The organism is Anoxynatronum sibiricum (genome assembly GCF_039414295.1).
Taxonomy (GTDB): domain Bacteria; phylum Bacillota; class Clostridia; order Peptostreptococcales; family Tindalliaceae; genus Anoxynatronum; species Anoxynatronum sibiricum.
The window spans coordinates 112,578-135,626 of sequence record NZ_JBCITM010000005.1; the positions used below are offsets into that span (position 1 = coordinate 112,578).

Genomic DNA, 23,049 nt, shown 5'->3' on the forward strand with positions numbered 1-23,049 from the left:
TGAAAGCTCAAGGAGGAGAAAAGGTGCTGGAGTGGCTGGTTTTTCGACCGGAATCAATACTTACTTTTGGTCAGCTATTGTTGAGTCTTGTCATCACGACTGTTTTGTGGAAACGGCGGAAACAGTCGGTGACCAGCAAAATGTTGGCGTTATTTTTTGTTGCAAACACATTGGCAACGTTGTTCACATGGCTGGCTGATGTAAATATGATTTTTCCACTCTTTTACTACCTTGATGCGCTTACGCTGATCTTCTACCTGGTGGGTACTTTCACATTGGTGATGTTTACGTATCATTTTTCAGGGGTGGCGCATCAACAAAAAAGGGAAATTAAGTACACTCAAAGATTCTTTGCCCTGTTGGTGACAGTGGGAATAGGAGGGGGCATTGCCTACTGCTATTCTCATCAACATCTTTTTTTGATGCTGTTGCTTGGAATGAATATTTTGGGTTATTCAGGCGTTGTATTAGTAATGCTGAAACAAGCAGTGGTTCATCAAGATGATCAGAGGAGGGTTCATTCAAAAAAGCACTACCGCCATGGGATTTTGGAGTTGCCCCGCAAAATTCAACAAGCACTTTTTTCTCCATCGGACAGGGTGGAAAAAGGCTTAAGAGGTTTTTTGGGAACGGTATGTTTATACTTCTTTTTAAGCATGATGGCGGCGGTCTATTGGATGAGCTTATATCAAATCATCCCCATCCATTACTTTTTACTTGTCAGAAATGCTGGTTTGATCTTGTTCCAAGTGCTGTTTCTTCAAGCATACCTGGCATATTCACCAGAACCGACAACCTTTATGACAAAACTTAGTGTGGGGACATTGGCCATGGTGATTTTTGTTGTTGCCAGCATTGGATTCATTCACATGAGTTGGGTGGAAAATGAACTGAAGGAAGAATGGCTTTCTGAAGTGAAAGTCATTGAACAAATACTAATGGTGGAAGAAAATGCAGATCTTCAACATTTTCAGACAAGCTCGGCATTGGCCTTTGTCGTCTTTCAGCCGGAGGAAAAGGTGCAGCTTCCCGTCAAAACAACCTTCTCACTTCTTGATCAAAATAAGACGGCCCGCATCCTATTTCAAAGAGATGAGACGCTGTCGCTAAACAATCTCTACCAAGACAGCTTTTTTCAGGGCAACTACTCCAAAGGCTTTGCCTATACTGGAGGACGGCCAGAGCAGGCCTATGTGGTTTATCAGTTGGAAGATGGCAATCAAAGGATTAAAGTTGGATATTTGGCGCTACAGCAACAGGACAACTTCAATGAACCGGCGTTCCTGGTGATGCAGTTTATGGTGCTGGGAATGATAATGGTATTGTTACTGTTTCCAAGATTCTTCAGAAATAGTGTGGTACTGCCGGTTATGACCCTTTTGGAAGGTGTTCAGAAAGTGGAAGAAGGTGATCTGCAGGTGGAAGTGCCTATCAGTTCTTTCGATGAAATCGGCAGACTGACAGACACCTTTAACCGCATGACACATTCTTTAAAAGAAGCAGATGATTTTCAAAAGCACCACCACCATATTCTCCAAAAGCAAGTCGATGAAAGAACCTTTGAACTAAAGGAAGCGCTTGCTGAAAGCAGACAACTTCAGCAGTCATTACGCCATGAGCGGGAACTTCTAAAAACTACTGTATTCTCCATGGGAGACGCATTGATTGCCACCGACGGAGAGGGCAACATCACTATTATGAATGACTTGGCAGAGCGAATGACGGGATGGTCTCAGGCAGTGGCGCATGGGAAACCCTTTGATGAGGTGTTTCGTATGATTGATGAACAAAGTGGAACGGCTCATGAAAGCCCGGTGGAACAGGTGCTGAAGAAAAAAGCAGCATATACCCTGCCACCGGATACCTTGCTGGTGGCCCGGGATGGTCGCACAATTCCCATTGAAGACAGTGTGGCACCCATTAAAGATGAAGGGGGTCATGTGACAGGCGTCGTGGTGGTTTTCAGGGATTTCACAGAGAAAAAAGAAAAACAGGATAAAATACTTCATTTAAGCTACCATGACCAGCTAACCGGCGTCTATAACCGACATTTCTTCGAAACAGAGTTAAAGCGGCTGGACGCCCATCGCAACCTGCCCCTGTCACTGCTGATACTTGATCTGAACGGCCTTAAACTTATCAATGATGCTTTTGGCCACCAGGTGGGCGACCAGGCGGTTCAGCGGGTGGCAGCGGTGATGCAGCAGGCTTGCCGCAATGATGAACTCATTGCCCGTATCGGTGGCGATGAGTTTGTGATCATTCTGCCGAATACCCGCAAAGAAGATGCTGAAAAACTGGCGATGCGTATTCAGCAGCGTATTAGCGAAGTGCCCTTAAAGGAACTACAGATATCAGCCTCTGTTGGGTGGGCCACCAAGGAAGAGGAGCCGGAATCCATTGCTGCCATTTTTAAGGAAGCGGAAGATAAAATGTACCGCCGCAAGTTGATGGTCAGTCAACAGGTTCATCTCGACACCATCAACATGGTTCTCAACACTTTTTACGAAAATCATCAGCAGGAAAAGAACCATGCGTGGCAGGTGGCCCGATTGTGCGAAGCCATGGGAAGTGCCCTGGGGCTGGAATCAGAGTCAGTGGAAAGATTGCAAAAAACCGGGTATATGCATGACATCGGCAAAGGAGCACTACCTCAGGAGCTGCTGAAAAAAACAGCAGATTTAACACCTGACGAACGCCGTGTGGTTGAAAGGCATCCTGAGTTGGGCTACCAAATGCTGCGTTCTTCCCAGGAATATGCTGCCATAGCGGAAAATGTGCTGGGACACCATGAACATTGGGATGGCTCGGGGTATCCCCGGGGCATTGTAGGCGAAAAAATACCCCTGGAAGCCCGGATAGTTGCACTGGCAGAGGCATGGGACAGCATGACCACTCATCGGCCATACAGAAAGGCACGCACCCCGGAAGCGGCGCTAAAAGAAATAAAAGCTTTATCGGGGATTCGATTTGACCCGGAGCTGGTACCTGTTTTTGAGTCTGTGTTGATGAAGGAAAACCTGATCTAAACGTCTCTTTCGCTAACCTGTTGTAGGAAATCAAGAAAATCAGCGAAAAGTCTTCGGTATAAGGAGACGGTGTCTCGCGGGATGGACTTGGGTATTTTTATAGCGCAACAATGGAGGGCTCCGTAACAGGGGAAGCCCTCTTTTGCATTTCTGGTATTCAGTTGATTTGGAATATGATGCCATGGATGTTTGAAGAAGCCTCCAATGATTTACCCGGAGGCTGTGGATTTGCAGGCGGAAAAGATTCTAAAAAACATTAGCATCGTTGAAAGTCAGAAAGCGAATCTTTTTTGAATGCCAAAAAGCGAAAACCTACCAGAATTGCCCAACAGGTGTTTCGATATTTGAGACATTAATCAGTTCCAGTGTCTGAAGGAAAGATTCCTTGTAAGAGACATCTGCAAGAGCCTCTTCACCTAATTCAGTTACCTTCACCATCAGACCTCGAAGTTCAGTGATCTCCACGGTTGTGAACTCAAGACTAACTTGAGATAAGAGTGCCTGAACCTCTTCAGCAGTTTCCTTCTCCAGAATTTGAAGGGCTAACGTACTGTCTGAAGCCAGTTTTTCATTGAGTTGCAACAGCTTTTGTTCCATTTAATAGCCACCTTTCTGTCCAGTGCATGATGTGAAGCAGGGTGTGTGTGAATGCAAATCCCTCCGCCAGCACGCATCCAAGGTTATTATAGCACTAAAATCCTTTTCTGAGAAAAATAGTCTGTCAAGTTGAAACTTTCTCAAATAGGGTAAACATCTCATGGCAGCTTAAATTCAGAGAGGGGGGCCACTATGAACAGGGAAGGGCGATTGATCCAGAGGTGCATGTCGATCCTGAAACAACTGGAAGAGCCGTGGCAGGTATCCAAACCTTGTCAACAGAACCACCGGCCTGCTGCTCATCATGCCCATCACAAGGTAGCAGAAAAGCCTGCTTTTACAGTCACAGAGGAGGCAATAAATGCAGCCATTGATCAAGTGACGACGACACCTGATGCCTGCACTTCCTATGGCCGCCTGCGGCGGTTACTGGCAGATGGGCGGTCTGGTCTTGCTGGGGACCTTCATCCATTCTGGAGGGCGCTGATGCTTGCCCTGGCAGAAAAACGCTGGTTCATCCCCCTTGAGATGGAAGCGGAGTTTTCAGAAGAAACCTTGGGTTTGCTGGCGGAGCATACGCTGCTGGCGGCTGCGGTGAACTGTGACAATAAGGCTGTGCCGGAGCAGCTGGCCGCCAGGCTTCCCTGCCGGGAGATGACCCGTCCCCTGCTGCGTCGTCTTTTTCGCCAGATGCCGCCAGGCCAGCGACATCGGATCTTGGAAAAAAGGTGGGACCAGCAGTTCCGCCAGTTCGAGCGGGTCCACCAGGCACCCGATCCTTCATGGCAGCAGGAGCTTTTGTTGCTGCTGAATCTGGAATCGGGCCACCCCTCAAGGCCACTGTCTCCTGAGCGCTGGAAAGAATGGTGGCAGCTGTGCGGCGCATCGGAAAAGTGCCTTCGGGCCCTGCTCCAGTGGGCTGAAGAGAATCCGGTTTATGAAAAACAGGTAGTGAAAGAACTGCAGGGAATAGATTTTTTCAAGTGTTCGCCCCGACTGCAACAAGCCATGATCAATTATTGTGCTACCGCTGCTGAGGCATTCGCCGGGGAACTGCTGGCTGAATGGCGGGAAAGATTGACACTAGCTACACCAGTGGCAAACTGGTTGCGGGAATACGTGGCACTGGGGGAGGCCTGCTGGAAGCGGCGGCAAACCATGGGAACAGGAACAGAAGCATCCCCTGAAAAAAGAAAACTGACCCTGGCCCAGTTCATGTTTTACGGTGACTTACTAATGCCGGGAAAATCCAACAGCGGCGGCATTGCCACACTGCTCCACGCCCTGGGAGACACCCTGGTCCAACAGCCAGAGATTCAACAGGTGTACACTTTCATGATGATTCCCTGCGGCCAATCAGCTGCCACCATTCCCCTCATCACCCTGCTGTCACCGGGGCATACGCTGGTGCGAGTGCCGGTGTTCTTTAATGAAGCCTGCAGCCCCCGGCTTTTTGCCGAAAAAGAGGATGATCTTCTGAATACGCTGAACCACATGATGACATTGCTGGCGATTGAACCAGATATTTACCACATGCGTTATTCCGACAATGCGTCCCTGGCGGCAGTATTGCTGGCAGCTCATCGGGGGAAGCATGCTGTGTTCACTCTGACGCCAGACCCCCATCGGCACCTGATTCCCCTTGAAATTTCGTCTCCAGAAAAAACCGTGCCGTCAGGGGCGTTGAATCTTGTCGCCTTCATGGAAGCACAGGTGATAGATCTCCTCGAAAAGTTGAACAAGGTGGCAGTGGCAGATGAAATCATCAGCCGGGTGCAGGGGATCGTGGGCATCGGCACAGAGGCTATGTCACAGCAGTTGCTGCACTACTTTCCCCAGATAAAGGCAGCAGATGTGCAGGATCAATCAGGTCATCAGTTGCAACGCTTTCAGCTTTTAGAGAAAAAGCATGCCGGTCAAAAGAGGCCTGTATTTCAAATGATCCCTGAAGGAATCCGGCTTTATGATGAAGCTGATGACAGAGAAGCAGCCTATCAGGAGTTTGAGTTAAAAAAAGTGTCTTCACAGGTATCGAAAAGCCGTGAGGTTTCTGGAAAGTGGGGGAATGACAGCAATCTCCAGGAAATTTTTACTGATGAATCCCTCAGGCATTGTCTTTCCCCTCAGCGATTGTCGCTTCCCCTGATACTCACCGTGGGGCGTCTGGACCCGGTGAAAGGCCATGAAAAACTGCTGAAAGCCTGGGGAACCACTGCTCTCTGGCGGCATATGAACCTGGTGTTCATTGGAGGCGACCTGCAATCGCCAGATGAAAAAGAACAGACACTGCTCACAGCTTTCGATGACTTTATCCAGCACCATTCACAGCTGCAGGGGGCATTTTGCCACCTGCCCCGCATGGAGAACAAAACTCTGCGCCAGTTGCAGCGGCAACTGGCAGCCATCGTTACACCCAATGAAGCTCCGGCGGTGATTTATGTGGCGCCCAGTCAAAAAGAAGAGTTTGGCTTGTCCATCATTGAAGCCATGTCAGCCGGGCTGCCGGTCATTGCTCCCCGAGCCGGCGGTGTGGGCAGCTACATAACCCATGGTGACAACGGATATCTAATGGATACGTCATCAGAAAAGACCATTGGGCGGTTTCTAACCCATCTGCTGCTGGAGGAATTACCAGCTGATGCTGATTGGCGAGCCCTGGCCAACCGGGGAAAAAATACCGTCACAGAACGCTTCGATATTCAGCAGGTGGCCCGACGCTTTGCCGTCTTTTACGGGCAGCTGCCAACATAAGCAGGTCTGTCCGCAACCACATCAGCTGACTGGGTCAACATCATGTGTCATCAACCGCGGGTGAGAATCTTTTCTCACTCATTTTCCAGAAAAGGGGTTAAGCCATGGCAACCATTTTGTTCCTCATTCCACCTTTCTATTCCCACTTTCACCCCATGCTCACCCTGGCAGAAGCCTTTCGTCAGCAAGACTGGAAAGTGGTGGTGGGAACCAGTGATGCCTTTGCGCCTCAGGTGAAAGAAGCAGGTCTGCAGTTTGAGACTGTTACCATCAGCCGTAACGCCAACACCGGCATCGCCGCCCACACCCGGCAGGCAGAAACAGAAAATGAACGGTTGGAAGCTTTTTTTCAGGCCACTCGGGAAGGGCCGGAGGCCACTTTGCTGGTCCAGAGCCGCCACCGGCAGGCAGACATGCTGGCAGACCCGGAAGGGCTGATTCGTCAGGTAAACGTGCTGAACCGGCATCATTCACCAACCCTGTGGGTAGTGGACCAGCTTTCCTACGGAGCCACCCTGGCCATGAAGTGTCTCAAGCTGCCCTTCATCACTTTCTGCCCGCCCCACCCCTTCAGCATTCCTTCGGCCGAAGGGCTTTTTGGGGTGCCGGTGAGATGGCCCGCCAGCTTTCACCCAGACCCGCAACAAATGGCCATGGTGGAAGCGACAGCCACAGAGGCCCGCACTCTCTTTACTGAACGGTTTCAGGAGATGCTGAACCGCCACGGTTCACAGGAGACAGTGACCAATGCCTTCGCCGAAACCTCACCCCTGGCAGTGGTCTATCAATACCCTCTCGTGGGAGGACAGTCTGTGGAGAATCGCCAGAGTATCCATGCCGGCTACTGTTTCAAACCTCAACCCCTGCCGCTGGAATGGGAAAAAAAGCTGGCCCGCTGGGAGCGTGGCAAGGGCCGGCCCCGCATACTTCTATCCTTCGGTACCTTTCTCTCCCGGCGGGAAGACGTGCTGCGCCGCTGTGTCAGGGGAATCCGCCAGGCCTTTCCCCAAAGTCACATCCTGTTGGCGGCGGGAGACAGCCTGCCCCTGCTGGTATCTCTGGCAGATGACCGAACGATGGTGGAAGCCTTTTTGCCTCAAACCGCCCTGTATTCTCAGGTGGATCTGGTGATTCATCACGGTGGTTGCAACACCTTTGTTGAAAGTCTCTATTTTGGCAAGCCCATGGTGATGCTCCCCTTTTCCAGCGATCAGTTTCATATTGCCGCCGATGCTGAAGCCATGGGAGTGGCTCAGGTGCTGGTGCCCAATACTTTTACATCCGAAGATCTGACAGCTGCCCTCAACCATGCGCTGGCCATGGAAACCCGTCAGAAAGTTTGCCATTGGCAACAGGAACTTCACCAGCGTGGGCCTGCATATGCCTGCAGAGAAGTGGTGAAACGGTGCTTTGGCACATAGGCGACCTATTTGTTACAGGCACCCATTCCTTAGATGAAGCAGCGGTGGACCGGCAGGCACCTTTGGGTGGATGGCGTCTCATGATATACTGTTACTGCAGTTGATAGTTGATAGGGAATAGTGATTAAAAAGCGATAGATCACTGCAAAGGCTTTATCCATAAGCAATCAGACCCATAGGGAGGCATGGCGCCATGGATCAGAATCAACCCCGGGTGATGGAAGAAGCAGTCTCTGAAAGAGCTGACGAAGTGGAGACAACGGTCAAAGCAAACCCATCCGATGAAACCTATATGAAAATGGCATTGGAAGAGGCAGAAAAGGCAGCGAAGCTGGGAGAAGTTCCCATTGGGGCAGTGGTGGTACGCCGGGGAGAGGTGATCGCTCGGGCCCATAACCTGCGGGAAACAGGAAAATGTGCCACCGCCCATGCAGAGCTGCTGGCCATTCAGCAGGCCTGTGCCGCCGCAGGGGGCTGGCGATTGACAGACAGCACCCTGTATGTCACCATCGAACCCTGCCCCATGTGCGCCGGAGCCATTCTTCAGGCCCGCATCGACCGGGTGGTTTTTGGTGCCGCTGATCCCAAGGCGGGAGCCTGTGGTTCCCTGATCAACTTTTTGCAGGACGAGCGGTTTAATCATCAGGCGACGTTGGTCTCCGGTGTGTTGGAAGAAGCGTGTAAAGCTGTGATCAGCCGCTTCTTCAAAACCCTTCGGAAAAAAAAGAAATCCCAAATAGATGGTTCTGTTTAGGGCTGTTTGACGCAATACCTCAGGTTGAAGTAATGAGTCAGGTTTCAAATTGAAGTAATGAGTCAGGTTGAAGTAACAAGTTTGTTGGAAGAAAAGCGCGGCTGTCTGATGGAAGGCGATCACCGGGTGATGCAGGCGCTGGGGAAGAAAGAAAAAATGCCTTGCCAAATGCGGTGACTTTCTATATAATAGATTGTGCGGCTGGAGACAATTTGACAAAACCAGCAGCACTGAAACTGTCGCGGAGAGGTGTCCGAGTGGCTAAGGGGCACGCCTGGAAAGCGTGTAAGGCTTCACGGCCCCGCGGGTTCGAGTCCCGCTCTCTCCGCCATTTTATTTTTCCGGGATTTTCCCGGCTAACCAAGTCATAAGAGTTGCTGTGCTAGATGGGGAGGTAGCGGTGCCCTGTTGCCTGCAATCCGCTATAGCAGGATCGAATTCCCCGCCGAGGCCCTGTGCTTGTGGCGCTGCCTCCGGCACGTGGTGATGAGGACTGGGTCCCGTGCAACGGAAGCTCATGAACCCCGTCAGATCCGGAAGGAAGCAGCGGTAAGTGATCCCTTTCGTGTGTTGCGGGTCAGCCTGGTCTGAGCCGGCGACCGGAGTACCGGCTGTGAGGCATGGTCAGAGTGGGGTGCACAGCTCTATATTTGCTTATCATGACATCATCACCTTCATCGTGTATATGAATACAACAATAAACGGAGAGCCGGCAGGCTCTCCGTTTTCGTATATAGGTATCACTTTGTATAGGCGTCTGAAAATGAAAGGGGCTACGACAGCTTGGGCTTCAGTGTTCCCTGGCGCAGCAGCATTTCCATTTTAGCAGCCGGAAGCGGCGGGCTGAAGTGGTAGCCCTGGCCCAGCTGGCAGGAGGCCTCTTGAACCATGGCCAACTGTTGCAGGGTTTCAATACCTTCTGCCACCAGGGTCAGCCCGAGAGAGTGACCCATGGAAATAATGGTGGAGACCACCGTGTGGGCCTGGCGGCTGCTGGTGAGAATGCTCACAAAAGATCGGTCAATCTTCAGCGTGTCAATGGGCAGGCGCACCACATAGCTGAGAGAAGAATAACCGGTGCCAAAATCGTCCAGCGAAATGCGAATGCCCATGGAACGGAGGGTGTTCAGGCGAATGATGTTCTCTTCCACCTGTTGAATCACGGCACTTTCTGTTACTTCCAGTTCCAGAAGCGCCGGCGGCAGCCCAGACTCGTTCAGAGCCTGACGCACATAGGAAACAAAGTCGGGAGATTCAAACTGTCTGGCAGAAATGTTCACGGCCATTACCACCGGGCGCAGCCCCTGGTCCATCCACTGCCGGTTTTGCCGACAGGCCTCCAACAGTGCCCATTTTCCCAGGCGGTTGATAAGCCCTGTGTTTTCGGCTGCAGGAATGAACAGATCGGGGGCCAGCCTTCCTTTTACAGGGTGCTGCCAGCGGATAAGAGCCTCAACCGTGTGAATGTTGCCGGTTTTCAAATCCACCAGAGGCTGATATTCCAGCAAAAATTCTTTGCGATCCAGCGCCAGCGACATTTCTTCTTCAAAAATGCGGGAAGACAATACCTGCTGCTGAATGGCAATATCGAACACTTGCAGGCGGCCAGAGCCCTTCTCTTTTGCCAAATTCTTGGCAAAACCCGCATTTTTCAGAAGCTCATCCAGTGTTTCCCCTTGCAGGGGGAAAGTGGCAAGCCCGGCACTAAAGGTGATAGACACTTTCTCGCTGGCCAGTTCATAGGGCTCCTGGAGTTTTTGAAGGAGCACATACGCGGCTTTTTCAGCCTCTGCTAAACCCTGGTAAGAATGACAGATGAGAATAAACTCATCACTCTGACCCCGGTAAAGGCGGCAGTGGTCGCCAGAATAGATTTGCAGCCGGTGGCCGGCCATGCGCAAGAGCTGGTTGCCTTCCCGGTAACCGAAACGTTCGTTGATTCGTTTGAAATTATCGGCGGCCACCAACAGCAACGGGAGTAAAGGGACGTTTTCTTCATCTTTGAAAGGCTCGGTTAACTCCCTGAAATCCTGGTGGAGCACCCGTTGATTGGCGAGGCCGGTGACGGGATCATAATAGGTGAGATCTGCCAGCCGGTCCATCATCACGTTGAAGGTATGGCCCGCCCGGCCAATTTCATCCCGGGTGTGGGGGGTGGCGCGCACCGTGAGGTCGCCGGCTGAGGCCTGGGTAAAAAGCCGCTCCAGTTCAATAATGGGGTGGGAGAAATGACGGGCCAGCAATAGTGAAGCCAGTATGCCGCCCAGCATTACCAGCAGCAGGGTGGTGAAGAACTGCTCATGAAAAGCAGCGATGCCTGCCATGATACTGGTGTGGGTCGCACCCACATAAAGCATCCAGTCGGTGCCGGCCACCGGCGCAAACCCCATATGCATTTGGGTTGCGTTAGCAGCGTAGCTGCCAATTCCCGGTTGTTGCGTTTGAAGGGTCTGAGAAACAAAAGAAGTGAAGCTTTCAAAATGGGGGGATTCTTCCCGAATGGTATCAAGGGTGGCGAGTGTCAGGGCCCATTCAGGGTGCTGTCGATGTGCCAGAATGGTGCCCTCGTAATTGATGAGACAGGCAACGCCGTTATCCCGGTACTGAATTTGAGCCACCAGGTCTGTTAACCAGGTGCCATCCATGCGGGCAATGAGGGCGGCGGGAGATTTGTCAGAAGTTTCAATGGGCGTGGCCAGCATCACCACGGGTTGACCAGTGACGCGGCTGACAAGCACTTCAGAGACGGTGGTCTGGCCAGCCAGGGCTTGCTGAATATAGGGTCTGTCACCCAGGGGGAGGGTGTAGCCGTCAATGTAATGGGCAATTCCATCGCTGTTCACCACCGCCAGTGCCAGAAAGCCCTGGCGCTCCAGCTCCGGCAAAAGAGCATCCATCTGACGGGTCCAGTCCATGCTGCGCACCCGTTCCCGGGCCGCCAGCTCTTCAAGCCCCTTCAGTTGCAGCTGGATCATCAGGGAGAGCTTCTCGGCGCTTTCCAGGGCCAGCAGTTCCAGCGACGCCTCGGCTTCCCTTTCAAGCACATGGGTATTGGCCTGGTAACTGGAAGCACCTAAAATGGCAGATGCCGCCAGGATGATGGTCAGACTCAAAAATAGAATTTTTATTTTGATGCTGCGCATGAAAGAATCACTTCTTTTCAACAGGAATTAAGGCGGTCACACGAATCGACTCACTCACATAAATGGATCGATTCATATAAATTGACCCATTCACATGAATCGATTCATTCACATCAACAGGTCATGCTCATCATGAAAAGCAGAAATGGAAAAGAAAGACATTTTGGACACACCTGTCATCATCTTATCACATGTTTGTATTATCGTCACCATTCCAAAAAACTGAATGGGAACAGAAGGGGAAAAGTAGCCTGTCAAACCATGGGATTTATGATATAGTATTGATAGAACCCTTCAATTAGCAGGAATCAGAAGGATCAAAACGATATTCAGCAATGATTTGAAGCTGAAATGAACAGCTGAAGAAAAGGCTGGTTTTGGGAGGAATTAATGATGAACAAAGAAATCGATGCCCGGGGGCTCAACTGCCCCATGCCGCTGATTCAAACCAAGAAAGCGCTGGATGCGCTGTCAGAAGGTAGTGTGCGCACCATTGTAGACAATGAGACGGCCAAAGAAAACATTCAAAAGTTTGCCAAAAGCATGGACTACCGCTATACGGTGAAAGAAAATCAGGGTCATTTTTACATTGACATTTTTAAGGAACTGAAGTATCGGGAGATGCGTGTGCTTGACCTGGAGATGGAACCGGAGAGCCTTCCTAAAAGTGATCTGGTGGTCATGATCTCCAAAGATTATATGGGAGAAGGTTCGGAGGAGCTGGGCCGCATTCTTATGAAAGGCTACCTCTACACCCTGACCGAAGTACTGCCCATGCCCAAGACCCTGGTGTTTGTCAACGGTGGCGTCAAGCTCACCTGCGCCGGCTCCGAATCCCTTGAAAATCTGCGCAAGCTGGAAGAAAAAGGGGTGGAGATTCTCTCCTGCGGCACCTGCCTGGATTATTTCAAACTGAAGAGCATGCTCATGGTGGGCGGCATCAGCAACATGTACACCATTGTGGAGCATTTGAACAAAGCCAAAAACACACTGCAGCTATAGACCCATATCGACCCGGCAACACCCGACAAAAGACACTTCACGGGAGGCAATCACATGAATCAATGGCTGTTGGTATTTGATTCAACGCACCACGCCATGGCCGCTGAATCCCGTCTGAAAGAAAAGCCTGTCGAAGGCCTTGTTTTTCAGATGATACCCACCCCCCGCCAGATCACTGCCAGCTGCGGACTGTCGCTGCTGTTGAACGTGGATGACATCGTCCGTCTGCAGCAGGTGCGGCAGATGCTCGCCGATCATCGCATCGAATGGGTGGGGCTCTATCGAAAAGAAGCGGACAAAGAGAACCCCTGGCGGCAATGCTACGAAGACTGCTGAATTGAAACGCCAATGAACAAGTGAACATCTGCAAGCTGGAAAAAATGCGAGTGAATGAACACCTGCGAGCAAGAGAAGATTTGCCAATAATGACAACCCTGCATAAAAGATCAGCCAGCAATGCAACATGCGGCAGCCTGTTGCAGGGTTATCAAACACATCAAGAAGTGCCATTTAATCATGCAAGACGAAAGGAGTCCTTTTATGGTAGTAACAGAAGTCACCAGCCTGTGGCAACAGTTGATCCACACCTATCAACTCATCACCGAAACAGAAGTGGTGGGCCGTTTGCTGGGATTTTTCATACGCCTGGTGATCATCCTGCTGCTGACCCGCATTGCCATTAGAGTACTGCAGGCTGTCGTGTCGCGCATCTTCTCTTCCCGGCAGCATCTGAAATTCAAGGTGGATGAAGCCCGGGTGAACACCCTGGAGGGCCTCATGACCAGCGTCATCAAATACACCATCTATTTCATCGCCGGCACTTCGATTCTCAACATGGCCGGCGTTCAGGTGGGGGCCCTCATTGCCACTGCCGGTGTGGGCGGCTTGGCCCTGGGCTTCGGCGCTCAAAACCTGGTGCGAGACGTGATCACCGGATTTTTCATTCTTTTTGAGAATCAGTTCAGTGTGGGAGACTACGTTGAGGTGGACGGCTCTGGCGGCATTGTGGAAGAAATGGCCCTGCGGGTCACCAAAGTGCGTGATTTCAACGGCGACCTCCACATTGTGCCCAACGGTGCCATCAACCATGTGGTGAACAAAAGCAACGGTAAAATGCGTGCCTGGGTGAACATCTCCATTGCCTACGAAGAAGATATTGAACGAGCGCTGGAGGTGCTTCGCAGCGAGAGTGAAAAGCTGGCAACCACCCATGAAAAAATACTGGAAGGCCCCATTGTGCTGGGGGTCACCGATTTGGGAGATTCAGAGGTGGTGCTTTCTGTGCTGGCCAAAACCGAACCCATGGAGCAATGGGCCATCGAGCGGGAAATGCGCAAAGCCTTTAAGTTGGCCTTCGACCGGGAAGGCATCGAAATTCCCTACCCCCGCCGGGTACTCTATCAGCGGGGAAACGATAAAGAAAAGCAAGACCGGTGAGAACGGCAGGCTAAACCAGCTAAGCAAGACAGGCAAGACAGGCAAGACAGGCCAGACCCCAAGGAAAGGAATGAAGCCCCATGCCCATGAACCTGTTTGTTGGCGACCGGGTCACATTGAAAAAAGCCCATCCCTGCGGCAGCAAACAATTTACCATTCTGCGCACCGGTGCCGACTTTCGCATTAAGTGCGACGGGTGCGGCCATGAAGTCTGGATACCCCGCCCTAATTTGGAAAAGCGGATTCGCCAGGTGACGCCGGGCCCCAATGCACCAACCCAACAACCATCACAGGAGGAATCATCATGAACATTCAATACGCTGATCGCATGAACAACCTGCGGGCTTCTGAAATTCGGGAACTCTTGAAGTTGGCAGAACGACCGGAGATCATCTCTTTTGCCGGCGGCTTGCCGGCGCCAGAGCTGTTCCCCGTTGAAGCCATGAAGGTGGTGGGAGTGAAAGTGCTGGAAGAACAGGGCATGCAGGCCCTCCAGTACAGTGCCACCGAAGGCTACGGTCCCCTGCGGGAAAAAATTGCCGCCCGCATGGCTGCCATCGGTGTGAAAGCCACTGCCGACAACATACTCATCACCAGTGGCTCTCAGCAGGGCCTGGATTTTGCCGGCAAAGTCTTTCTCAACGAAGGCGACATCGTCATCACCGAAAGGCCCAGCTATTTGGGAGCCATCATGGCCTTCAAAGCCTACAGCCCCGAATTTGTGGACATCGCCATGGATGACGACGGCATGGATATGGCCGAACTGGAACGGGTGCTCACCACCCGCGACCGGGTGAAAATGATTTATGTGATTCCCGACTTTCAGAACCCCACAGGCAAAACCTGGTCGGTGGAACGGCGCAAACAGCTGGTGGAACTGGCCAACCGGTTCGACCTGCCCATTGTGGAAGACAACCCCTACGGTGAACTGCGCTTTGAAGGCCAGCGCCCCCCGGCGGTGAAATCCTTCGATACCCAGGGGCGGGTACTGTTTTTAGGCACCTTCTCCAAAACCTTTTGTCCCGGCATGCGCCTGGGCTGGACCCTGGGCGAAGGGGAACTGCTGAACAAGTTTGTGCTGGTGAAACAGGGAGCCGACCTGCAGACCAGCTCCCTGGGCCAGCGGGAGTTAAACCAGTTCATGGAAGACTACGACCTGGATGAACACATCGCCACCATCAGAGAAGTCTACCGCAGCCGCAGAGACGTGATGCTGTCAGCCATGGAAACCTATTTTCCAAAGGTGGAAGGCCTCGCCTTCACCTACCCCAACGGCGGTCTCTTTACCTGGGTGGAGCTGCCCGCCCACCTGAATGCCCGGGAACTTTTCAAAAAAGCCCTTGAAAAAGAAGTGGCCTTTGTGCCCGGGGGTTCTTTTTATCCCAACGGCGGCTACGAAAACACCCTGCGCCTGAACTACTCCAACATGCCTGAAGAAAAGATCAAAGAAGGCATCAAGCGCCTGGGAGAAGCCATTCAAGAGATGATGTAGGCATTTCGGCGGCCTTCGGCCAACTTGTTTTTAAACAGATATGTCAACGGATAGACATATGAACAATGACATGCGTGACTTTGAGAATACGTGAGCTTGAGAAAAACCCCTGTGAGAAAACACTTGAAAGAAACACCTTTCAAGCATCCTCACAGGGGTTTTTTACTATTTTTGTCGCAGCAACGCCGTAAAGCAACATTTTTAAATGAAAAATAGTTTTGTGAAAATGACCATTGACAAAATGAAAGACTCCCGATATACTCATATTGTACTATATGAATTAATACACTTAATTCACACCAAACACCTAACGCCAAGTGTCGAACAATCCTCACCCAATCAAGTCAACACCTGATCACTGACCACAGGTGAAGCATCAAATCACCTGAAGCAACCATTTTTGCCGAACTCATCGGCATCCAAAGAGGTGAAGCCATGTTACAACTGGACTTACGCAGTCGCCAGCCCATTTACGAGCAGCTCATCGAAAAAATCAAAGAACTCATCATCACTGAAGTCTGGCGCACCGACGATCAGCTGCCTTCTGTGAGGGCGTTGGCCCAGCAGTTGACCATTAACCCCAACACCATCCAGAAAGCCTACCGGGAACTGGAGCGGGAAGGGTTCATTTACACTGTGAAAGGCAGGGGAAATTTTGTGGCACCCATTGACATCACCATGCACCGGGAAAAGCTGGCCAAAATTCAGGAAGAAATTGCACGGCTTCTGGCAGAGGCCATGTACCTGGGCATGACAAAGGAAAAGCTGATGCACCTGGTGCATCAGGCGGCTGAACAGACAGGAGGGGAGCAGCAAAATGACTGAACAACACATAAAGACTTCAACAGCAGTCAGCACCACCCATCAGGAAGAAGAGACCACTCCGCCGGTGATGATTCAGGCAGCGGCCCTCGACAAATACTTTGATAACTACCAGGCACTGAAATCCCTGGATCTTCAGGTAAAAAAAGGATCGGTTTACGGCCTGCTGGGTTCCAACGGTGCCGGCAAAACCACCTTGCTGAAAACCCTGGCAGGCATCTACCGGGAAGACGGCGGAAAAGTCACCGTCGATGATGCACCGATTTTTGACAACATTGCCCTGAAGCAGCGGATGATCTTTGTCCCTGATGCCCTCTACTTTTTTCCCGGGGCCAGTATCGACGACATGGCCCGGTATTACCGAGAGCTGTATCCCTGTTGGAACCAGCAGCGGTACGAAGCCCTGGCACCTTTCTTTCACATGAAAACCCACCAGAAAGTGCAGCAGCTGTCCAAGGGCATGCAGCGCCAGGTGGCCTGCTGGCTGGCTCTTTCCACCATGCCTGAGGTAATGATTTTGGATGAACCCCTGGACGGGCTGGATACAGTGATGCGCCAAAAGGTGAAAAACCTGCTGGTTCAAGACGTGGCCGACCGGCAGATGACCATTCTCATTTCTTCCCACAACCTGCGGGAACTGGAAGATTTTTGCGATCACGTGGGTATTCTCCATGAGGGGACCATTCTTCTGGAGAAAGAGGTGGATGAGCTGAAGCAGGATATCCACAAAATTCAGGTGGCTTTTCGAAACCCGCCGCCAGCCCAGGTGTTTGAGCACTTGAACCTGCTGCATCATGAAAACCGGGGAAGCGTGAACCTGATCATCGCCCGGGGAAACCGGCAGACACTGCTGGAAGCTTTTCAGCCTCATCATCCTGTGATTCTGGATATGCTGCCCCTCACCCTGGAAGAAATCTTTATCTATGAAATGGGGGATCATGGCTATGCTGTCGACAACATTATCTTCGCCTAAAATGACACAATCAACCCCGGTGCAAGCCGGTACAGTATCATCCGGTCCCGTTCATGCCGGCATCTTTCGCCACACCCTGAAGCGCTTTGCCTGGATCGCCGGCGCCTACTTTCTGGCCCTGTTTCTGCTGTTGCCTCTGCGGGCGATGATGACCCTGCCGGAGATCAAGGAAACAACCTTCTTTGTAAGCACTTTTGAACGCATGTACAACTTTAACAGCGAACCTTTTCAGATCTTTCTCATCATACTGGTCCCCTTCTTCACGGCACTGCTGGTATTTCAGCATTTGCAAAATGCCACGGCCTCCGATTTTCACCACAGCCTGCCGGTGAGCCGCAACACCTACTACGGGACCTATCTTACCGCCGGGTGGACCATCATCACCCTGCCGGTGGTGATCATCGGCCTCTTTAGCCTGCTGCTGCAGCAACTAACGGCAATGGGGCAGTACCTGTCACCCCAGGAAGTGGGCATCTGGCTGGGCACCACCCTGCTGATGAACACCGTCTTTTACCTCAGTACAGTGGTGGTGGGCATGTTCACCGGCGTGGTGCTGGTGCAGGGAATCTTCACTTTTATCTTACTGTTTCTTCCAGCTGGTCTGGCTCTTTTAGTGGTCTATAACCTGGAAGCGTTGGTATGGGGCTTTAATGCCACTAATTTTGGGATGGAGCGGGTAGCCCAGCTGTCGCCCCTGGTGCGCCTGGTGGAAGTGCTATATGAACCTCTCCAGTGGAAAGAAGTGGCCGGGTATGGCGTGTTCATTGTGCTGCTGATCCTGGCGGCCCACTGGCTGTACCGGCACCGGCGAATGGAGCGGAACGGGCAGACCATTGTCTTTAAGGGGTTAAATGCTCTGTTTCTTTTTGGCATCACCTTTTGCACCATGCTGGTGGGCGGTCTCTATGCCTACATGATCAACAGCCGGATTTCCTGGCTGCTGGTGGTCTATGGTGTCTTCTCCCTCATTGGTTACACCATCGCCCGGGCGGTGCTGAACAAAAGCCTGCGGATTTTCAGCTGGCATCATTACCGGCAATATGGCCTGTATCTCGGTCTGATGGCGCTGCTGATGGCAGGGATTCACTTTGATATCACGGGTTTTGAAAAGCGTATCCCTGAGCTTGATCAGATTCAGGGAGCCTATGCCGGCAACTTCCCTCACTTTTTCTATTATGGCAGTGGTCAGAGAGAAGGGCTCTACCAAAGCCCTGAAAATCAGGAACAGGTGCGCCGCATTCACGCCGCCATTCTAGCCAATGAATCCCGTCAGGGAAACCGGCGCAATGATTACCGGAACATGACCCTGTTTTACCACCTGAACAATGGCAGGGTGCTGGCACGGCAGTTTGCGGTGAATGAAGAAAATTACGAAACCTATTTGACAGCTCTGAAAGAATCTGAGGAAGATAAACGGTTCACGTATCCCGTGCTGGCCCTCTCACCCGATGACTTGAACCAAATTATGCTGGAATCCCATGAGCTGCAGAAAGTGGCCTATATACAGGATCCGGATGAAATGGCGGAATTCTTAGCCCTGGTACAGCAAGAAATCATGGAAGCCAGCTATGAAGAGCTTTTGGGATGGCCCTCCAAAGGTGACATCCGGTTCCATGTGAAAGCTGCTGACCCTGACGCCATTGAAGCTCTCACCACCCAGGCGATGCCTCCCCATGCCACCGCCGAATACTATCATGGCAATCCCGAAGTACATGTATACCGTCTCCCCGCTTTCCAGCGGGTGGAAACCTGGCTGAAAGAAAAGGGCTTTTACCAGCAGGCCACGGTGACAGCGACAGACATCCACCAGGTGGCGGTGCAACGGGTGCAAACAGAAGAAGAAATGGAGCCCATCTACCATACATGGAACCTGAACCTGCAACAAAGTCTGATTGTGGAAGAGGCAGCGGCAATCGAAGAAAGTTTGGACCTCTATTCTTCCTCCTGGATGAACCGGGAAGCTTTCCCTGTTTATATGGTGGGCTTCTACGATGAAAACGGCCGCCAGGTGTTCATGGGCACTTTTGATGAAACCTTTTTGCCGGAATTTGTTCGGAATGCCGCTTTTTAAAGGACATAATACTAAGTGAGCGAATGGCATATGTCGCTACCGGCAAACCGGAAAAAGTGTCGCAGACCACAATAGACAGTGGGGCTCATTCCTTTCTCTGTGAAGTGTATTGGTTCGCACTTATATACTTCGACAGAGTAGGGGTGAACCCCTTTTTGCTGATGAAAAAAGGGGTTCATATTTCAAGGTTTTGGTCATGTGAAAGTTACTCATGTAAGAATAGCGGTTGATTCTTAAAGAATTATTAAGAATGCCGTTCGTTTTTTTTAAGAACTATATTGTATAGTGAAGTTTCAATTAATGAACCGATCATTTATAAGGGGGATTAACGTGAAGTTTTCCAGAAAAAAAAAGATTATCATGGGAATTGTCGCTGTTGCTCTTGTTTTAGGCGGGGGTAGTGTAAATGCTAAGCTTAAAGCCACTGCTAACAGTGGGGTAGCTATAAGTGTTTCCGATGTTGTTAGAAAAGACATAAAGGCTACTTTAACGCTTAGGGCACCGCTTGAAGGAACCGAGAGTGTTGAAGTGGTGTCAAGGCTTCACTATGAAATACTTTCCATTGATGTTAAGGAAGGAGACAAAGTGGAAAAAGATCGGGTGCTTGCTGTACTTGATGCAGGCCATCTTGAAGAGGAAATTGAGAAACTAAAGGACAATGTTGAGCTGTTGCAGATTCAGAATACGGAAGGAAAAAACAGTAAGGACACTTCGGCAACCTTGGCAGAGCAAAGGCTTAAGGAAGAGCTGAAAGATAGCCAAAGGAGCTACGAGTCTGCATTGGAAATGTATGGCATAGCTAAAAACAGATACGAAAGCACAGCGGTATTATACGATTCAGGAGGGGCAAGTAAGTGGGATCTTGCGGACAAGGAAAATGCGCTTAATGAGGCTAAAAGAAAGGTCGACGCCTTTCATGTGATCGACGGCAAGGTCCAGGCCACTGACGCACAGTTAGCAGAGATAAGGAATGCACAAGAATATTTGAACAATGCTTCAGAGGTAAAAAGAATAGAAATAGCCAAGAAGGAACTTGAAAGAAAACAAAAAGAGCTCGAGGACTGCCAGGTTAAAAGTTCTATACAAGGAACCGTCACCAGGGTTAATGCAAAGGTGGGTCGTTTTGCTGACGAGATAGACGATAAAAATCCTATGTTTGTAATTGAAAATATCGACACCCTTAAAATGGTAGCAAATGTAAGTGAATATGATATAGGGAAGATGGAAATAGGCCAAAAGGTTAAAATAAGCGCAGATATTTTAAATGGTGATGAAGTTGACGGCATTGTTTCACGGATCAGTCCTACAGGAGAGCAAAAACAGGGGTCAAACGAGAGAATAATCCCTGTTCAAATTGATGTGACTGGCGACACGAAGGGGCTCATTGCCGGAATTAACGCTTCGGCCAAGGTTGAAACGGCTATGGCTCAAAATGTACTGGTTGTTCCCTTTGAGGCACTGATAGATAATGGGGACGATACATACAGCATTTTTGTTCTTAAAGAAGACAAAACCATTCAGAAATTAAAGGTGTTGCTGGGAGTGGAGGATGTGTTGGAGGTTCAGGTCATATGCGACGAACTTAAAGAGGGAGATAAGGTTGTGCTGAACCCTCATGTCTCTATGACAGATGGAATGAGCGTGATTGTGAATGAGTAGTATGATAAGAATTGAAGATCTCAGCAAAGTATATGATACAGGCGTTGTTCAGGTTCATGCATTACGAGATGTGAGCCTTTCCATAGAAAAAGGAGATTTTGTTGCCATAATGGGTCAATCAGGCTCAGGAAAATCAACACTGATGAATATTATCGGCTGCCTTGACAGGCCCACAAAGGGAGTTTACCAGCTGGATGGCATGACGATTTCTGAAATGGAAAGCAGTGAGCTTTCTTCTATAAGAAACAAAAAAATAGGCTTTGTTTTCCAATCCTTTAACCTGATTCCCCGAACATCTTCCCTTAAAAACGTTGAGCTGCCAATGATATATGCAAAGAAAGGGAAGAAAGAAAGGCGGGAAAGAGCCATAGAGCTGCTGGAAAAGGTAGGCTTAGGAGAAAGACTTCATCATATGCCCAACGAAATTTCAGGAGGTCAGAAGCAAAGGATAGCCATTGCAAGGGCTCTTGCCAATAAGCCAGCAATCATTTTAGCTGACGAACCCACGGGAAATTTGGATACTTCTTCTTCCGAGGAAATTATGAATATTTTTACAGAGCTTAACAAGGAGGGAGCAACTGTCATCGTTGTTACCCACGAGGATAGCATAGCCGAATACACCAAAAGAATTATAAGGTTTCGTGACGGGCAAATGATTGAGGACAGAAGGAGGGAGGCTGAATAATGCTTATTTTAGAAAATATAAGCCTGGCCTTTTCTTCTATCAGAGTCAATAAAATGCGCTCCTTTCTGACAATGCTTGGAATGATTATAGGAATAAGCTCTGTTATTTCAATCGTTTCACTAGGGGATACGATGAGAAGCGTTATTGCTGATGAATTTGAAAATATCGGTACAACGCTGGCCTATAGCTATATTATGTCTGAAAGCGACTATTATAGTTCCAACGAGACCTACACTTATGAGGATATAGAGAATATAAAAGAGGCTTTTGGAGATCAGGTGGAATATATAAGTACAGGAGCCCGAGCTTCTGGAAAAATTCAAAACGGGAAAGTGATTAAGGATGCAACCCTTGGAGGATTGGCAGAAAATCCTGAGGTGTACAAGCAGTTGAATATGATACATGGAAAGATGTTTTCCAATAACGATATTAAAAATTCAAGGCCCTATATCATTATCGAAGATAAAACAGCCGAAGAAATCTTCGGAACAAAAAATGCTTTAGGTAAATTGTTGAGAATTCAGGTTAACGAGAATCTTTTGGAGTTGACAGTTACGGGAATTTATAAAAACAATGATTCGGCTCTTAAAAAGCTCTTGGGTGGCAGTGAAACAAGGGCTGTAACCTATGTTCCCGAAACAGTAATAACAGAAAAAGATGGCTGGTTTTGGAGCATTGAGATAAGTTCTTCAAAAGAGATAAGCGTTGAGGAATTTAAAGCGAAGTTTATCAACTATGTGAGCAGGTCAAAAGGAATAAAGCCTGAAAATATAAGATACTATACTGCCGAGGAAGAAATGAAATCCATTGATGGTATGATGAGCACACTTTCCCTTGTTGTAGGAGCCATTGCAGCGATCTCCCTTGTGGTAGGAGGCATCGGAATTATGAATATTATGCTTGTTTCCGTTACCGAAAGAACCAGGGAAATTGGTATTAGAAAAGCTCTTGGAGCAAGAATGGAGGATATTCTTCTTCAGTTTCTTGTGGAATCTGCCATCATTTCAGCGGCAGGAGGAATTGCAGGTACGATACTTGGAACAAGTGTTGTCGCAATAGGAAGCATGGCCTTTGGAATAACTGCCATTGTTAAGCCTCAGGTGGTGATAACAGCTGTTGTTTTTTCTGCCATGGTAGGCATTTTTTTCGGACTTTACCCTGCAAGGAAGGCAGCAAAGGCTGACCCTATCGATGCACTTAGATACGAGTAAAA

The 23,049-nt window shown here is 49.9% G+C and carries 17 protein-coding genes, 1 tRNA gene and 1 other RNA gene; 17 read left to right on the forward strand and 2 right to left on the reverse strand.

Annotated elements, in window-relative coordinates; translation table 11 throughout:
• Nucleotides 1–23: 23 nt before the first annotated feature.
• A complete protein-coding gene (locus tag AAIG11_RS06700) occupies nt 24–3,029 on the forward strand; it encodes an HD domain-containing phosphohydrolase (protein ID WP_343185465.1) in 3,006 nt (1,001 codons plus the stop codon).
• Between the two features lie 312 nt (nt 3,030–3,341).
• Here AAIG11_RS06700 and AAIG11_RS06705 read toward each other — a convergent pair whose 3' ends face one another.
• A complete protein-coding gene (locus AAIG11_RS06705; protein WP_343185466.1) occupies nt 3,342–3,626 on the reverse strand; it encodes a hypothetical protein in 285 nt (94 codons plus the stop codon).
• Between the two features lie 225 nt (nt 3,627–3,851).
• Here AAIG11_RS06705 and AAIG11_RS06710 point away from each other — a divergent pair, with 225 nt between their 5' ends.
• The 5 genes from AAIG11_RS06710 to ffs all read left to right on the forward strand — a co-directional run bounded on the left by AAIG11_RS06710 (nt 3,852) and on the right by ffs (nt 9,194).
• Nucleotides 3,852–6,377 carry a glycosyltransferase family 4 protein gene (locus tag AAIG11_RS06710; RefSeq protein WP_343185467.1) on the forward strand — a complete coding sequence of 842 codons (2,526 nt, stop codon included), beginning with the start codon at nt 3,852–3,854 and terminating at the stop codon, nt 6,375–6,377.
• Nucleotides 6,378–6,481: 104 nt separating this feature from the next.
• The gene (locus tag AAIG11_RS06715) at nt 6,482–7,798 is read left to right on the forward strand and encodes a glycosyltransferase (RefSeq protein WP_343185468.1); all 1,317 of its coding nucleotides are present in this window, start codon (nt 6,482–6,484) and stop codon (nt 7,796–7,798) included.
• Nucleotides 7,799–7,991: 193 nt separating this feature from the next.
• The gene (tadA, locus tag AAIG11_RS06720) at nt 7,992–8,552 is read left to right on the forward strand and encodes a tRNA adenosine(34) deaminase TadA (protein ID WP_425499411.1); all 561 of its coding nucleotides are present in this window, start codon (nt 7,992–7,994) and stop codon (nt 8,550–8,552) included.
• 243 nt (nt 8,553–8,795) lie between these two features.
• Nucleotides 8,796–8,883: transfer RNA gene (locus AAIG11_RS06725), tRNA-Ser, on the forward strand.
• A gap of 46 nt (nt 8,884–8,929) precedes the next feature.
• Nucleotides 8,930–9,194: signal recognition particle sRNA large type (gene ffs, locus AAIG11_RS06730), an RNA gene on the forward strand.
• A 131-nt stretch (nt 9,195–9,325) separates the two neighbouring features.
• Here ffs and AAIG11_RS06735 read toward each other — a convergent pair.
• Complete coding sequence (locus tag AAIG11_RS06735; protein WP_343185469.1) at nt 9,326–11,695, reverse strand: bifunctional diguanylate cyclase/phosphodiesterase; 2,370 nt, start codon at nt 11,693–11,695, stop codon at nt 9,326–9,328.
• Between the two features lie 393 nt (nt 11,696–12,088).
• Between AAIG11_RS06735 and yedF the strand changes: the two genes are divergently transcribed.
• The 11 genes from yedF (at nt 12,089) to AAIG11_RS06790 (ending at nt 23,047) form a co-directional block, all read left to right on the forward strand.
• A complete protein-coding gene (yedF, locus tag AAIG11_RS06740) occupies nt 12,089–12,697 on the forward strand; it encodes a sulfurtransferase-like selenium metabolism protein YedF (RefSeq protein ID WP_343185470.1) in 609 nt (202 codons plus the stop codon).
• 54 nt (nt 12,698–12,751) lie between these two features.
• On the forward strand, nt 12,752–13,033 hold the full coding sequence (locus AAIG11_RS06745) for a putative Se/S carrier protein (protein ID WP_343185471.1): 282 nt from the start codon (nt 12,752–12,754) through the stop codon (nt 13,031–13,033).
• A gap of 204 nt (nt 13,034–13,237) precedes the next feature.
• Nucleotides 13,238–14,134, forward strand: a complete 897-nt coding sequence (locus AAIG11_RS06750; RefSeq protein WP_343185472.1) for a mechanosensitive ion channel family protein — start codon at nt 13,238–13,240, stop codon at nt 14,132–14,134.
• 86 nt (nt 14,135–14,220) lie between these two features.
• Nucleotides 14,221–14,442 carry a DUF951 domain-containing protein gene (locus AAIG11_RS06755; protein ID WP_343185473.1) on the forward strand — a complete coding sequence of 74 codons (222 nt, stop codon included), beginning with the start codon at nt 14,221–14,223 and terminating at the stop codon, nt 14,440–14,442.
• On the forward strand, nt 14,439–15,626 hold the full coding sequence (locus AAIG11_RS06760; protein WP_343185474.1) for an aminotransferase-like domain-containing protein: 1,188 nt from the start codon (nt 14,439–14,441) through the stop codon (nt 15,624–15,626). The genes AAIG11_RS06755 and AAIG11_RS06760 overlap by 4 nt, the downstream gene beginning before the upstream one ends.
• Nucleotides 15,627–16,061: 435 nt before the next feature.
• A complete protein-coding gene (locus AAIG11_RS06765) occupies nt 16,062–16,451 on the forward strand; it encodes a GntR family transcriptional regulator (protein WP_283409182.1) in 390 nt (129 codons plus the stop codon).
• Entirely contained in the window at nt 16,444–17,421 is a 978-nt protein-coding gene (locus tag AAIG11_RS06770) for an ABC transporter ATP-binding protein (protein ID WP_343185475.1), read from the forward strand. The genes AAIG11_RS06765 and AAIG11_RS06770 overlap by 8 nt, the downstream gene beginning before the upstream one ends.
• Nucleotide 17,422: 1 nt before the next feature.
• On the forward strand, nt 17,423–19,492 hold the full coding sequence (locus AAIG11_RS06775) for a DUF6449 domain-containing protein (protein ID WP_343185476.1): 2,070 nt from the start codon (nt 17,423–17,425) through the stop codon (nt 19,490–19,492).
• Between the two features lie 330 nt (nt 19,493–19,822).
• Nucleotides 19,823–21,151: an efflux RND transporter periplasmic adaptor subunit gene (locus AAIG11_RS06780; RefSeq protein WP_343185477.1), complete on the forward strand. Its 1,329-nt coding sequence runs from the start codon at nt 19,823–19,825 to the stop codon at nt 21,149–21,151.
• Between the two features lies 1 nt (nt 21,152).
• Nucleotides 21,153–21,836 carry an ABC transporter ATP-binding protein gene (locus AAIG11_RS06785; protein ID WP_425499412.1) on the forward strand — a complete coding sequence of 228 codons (684 nt, stop codon included), beginning with the start codon at nt 21,153–21,155 and terminating at the stop codon, nt 21,834–21,836.
• Entirely contained in the window at nt 21,836–23,047 is a 1,212-nt protein-coding gene (locus AAIG11_RS06790; protein WP_343185479.1) for an ABC transporter permease, read from the forward strand. Before AAIG11_RS06785 ends, AAIG11_RS06790 begins: the two co-directional genes overlap by 1 nt.
• The last annotated feature ends 2 nt before the right edge of the window (nt 23,048–23,049 follow it).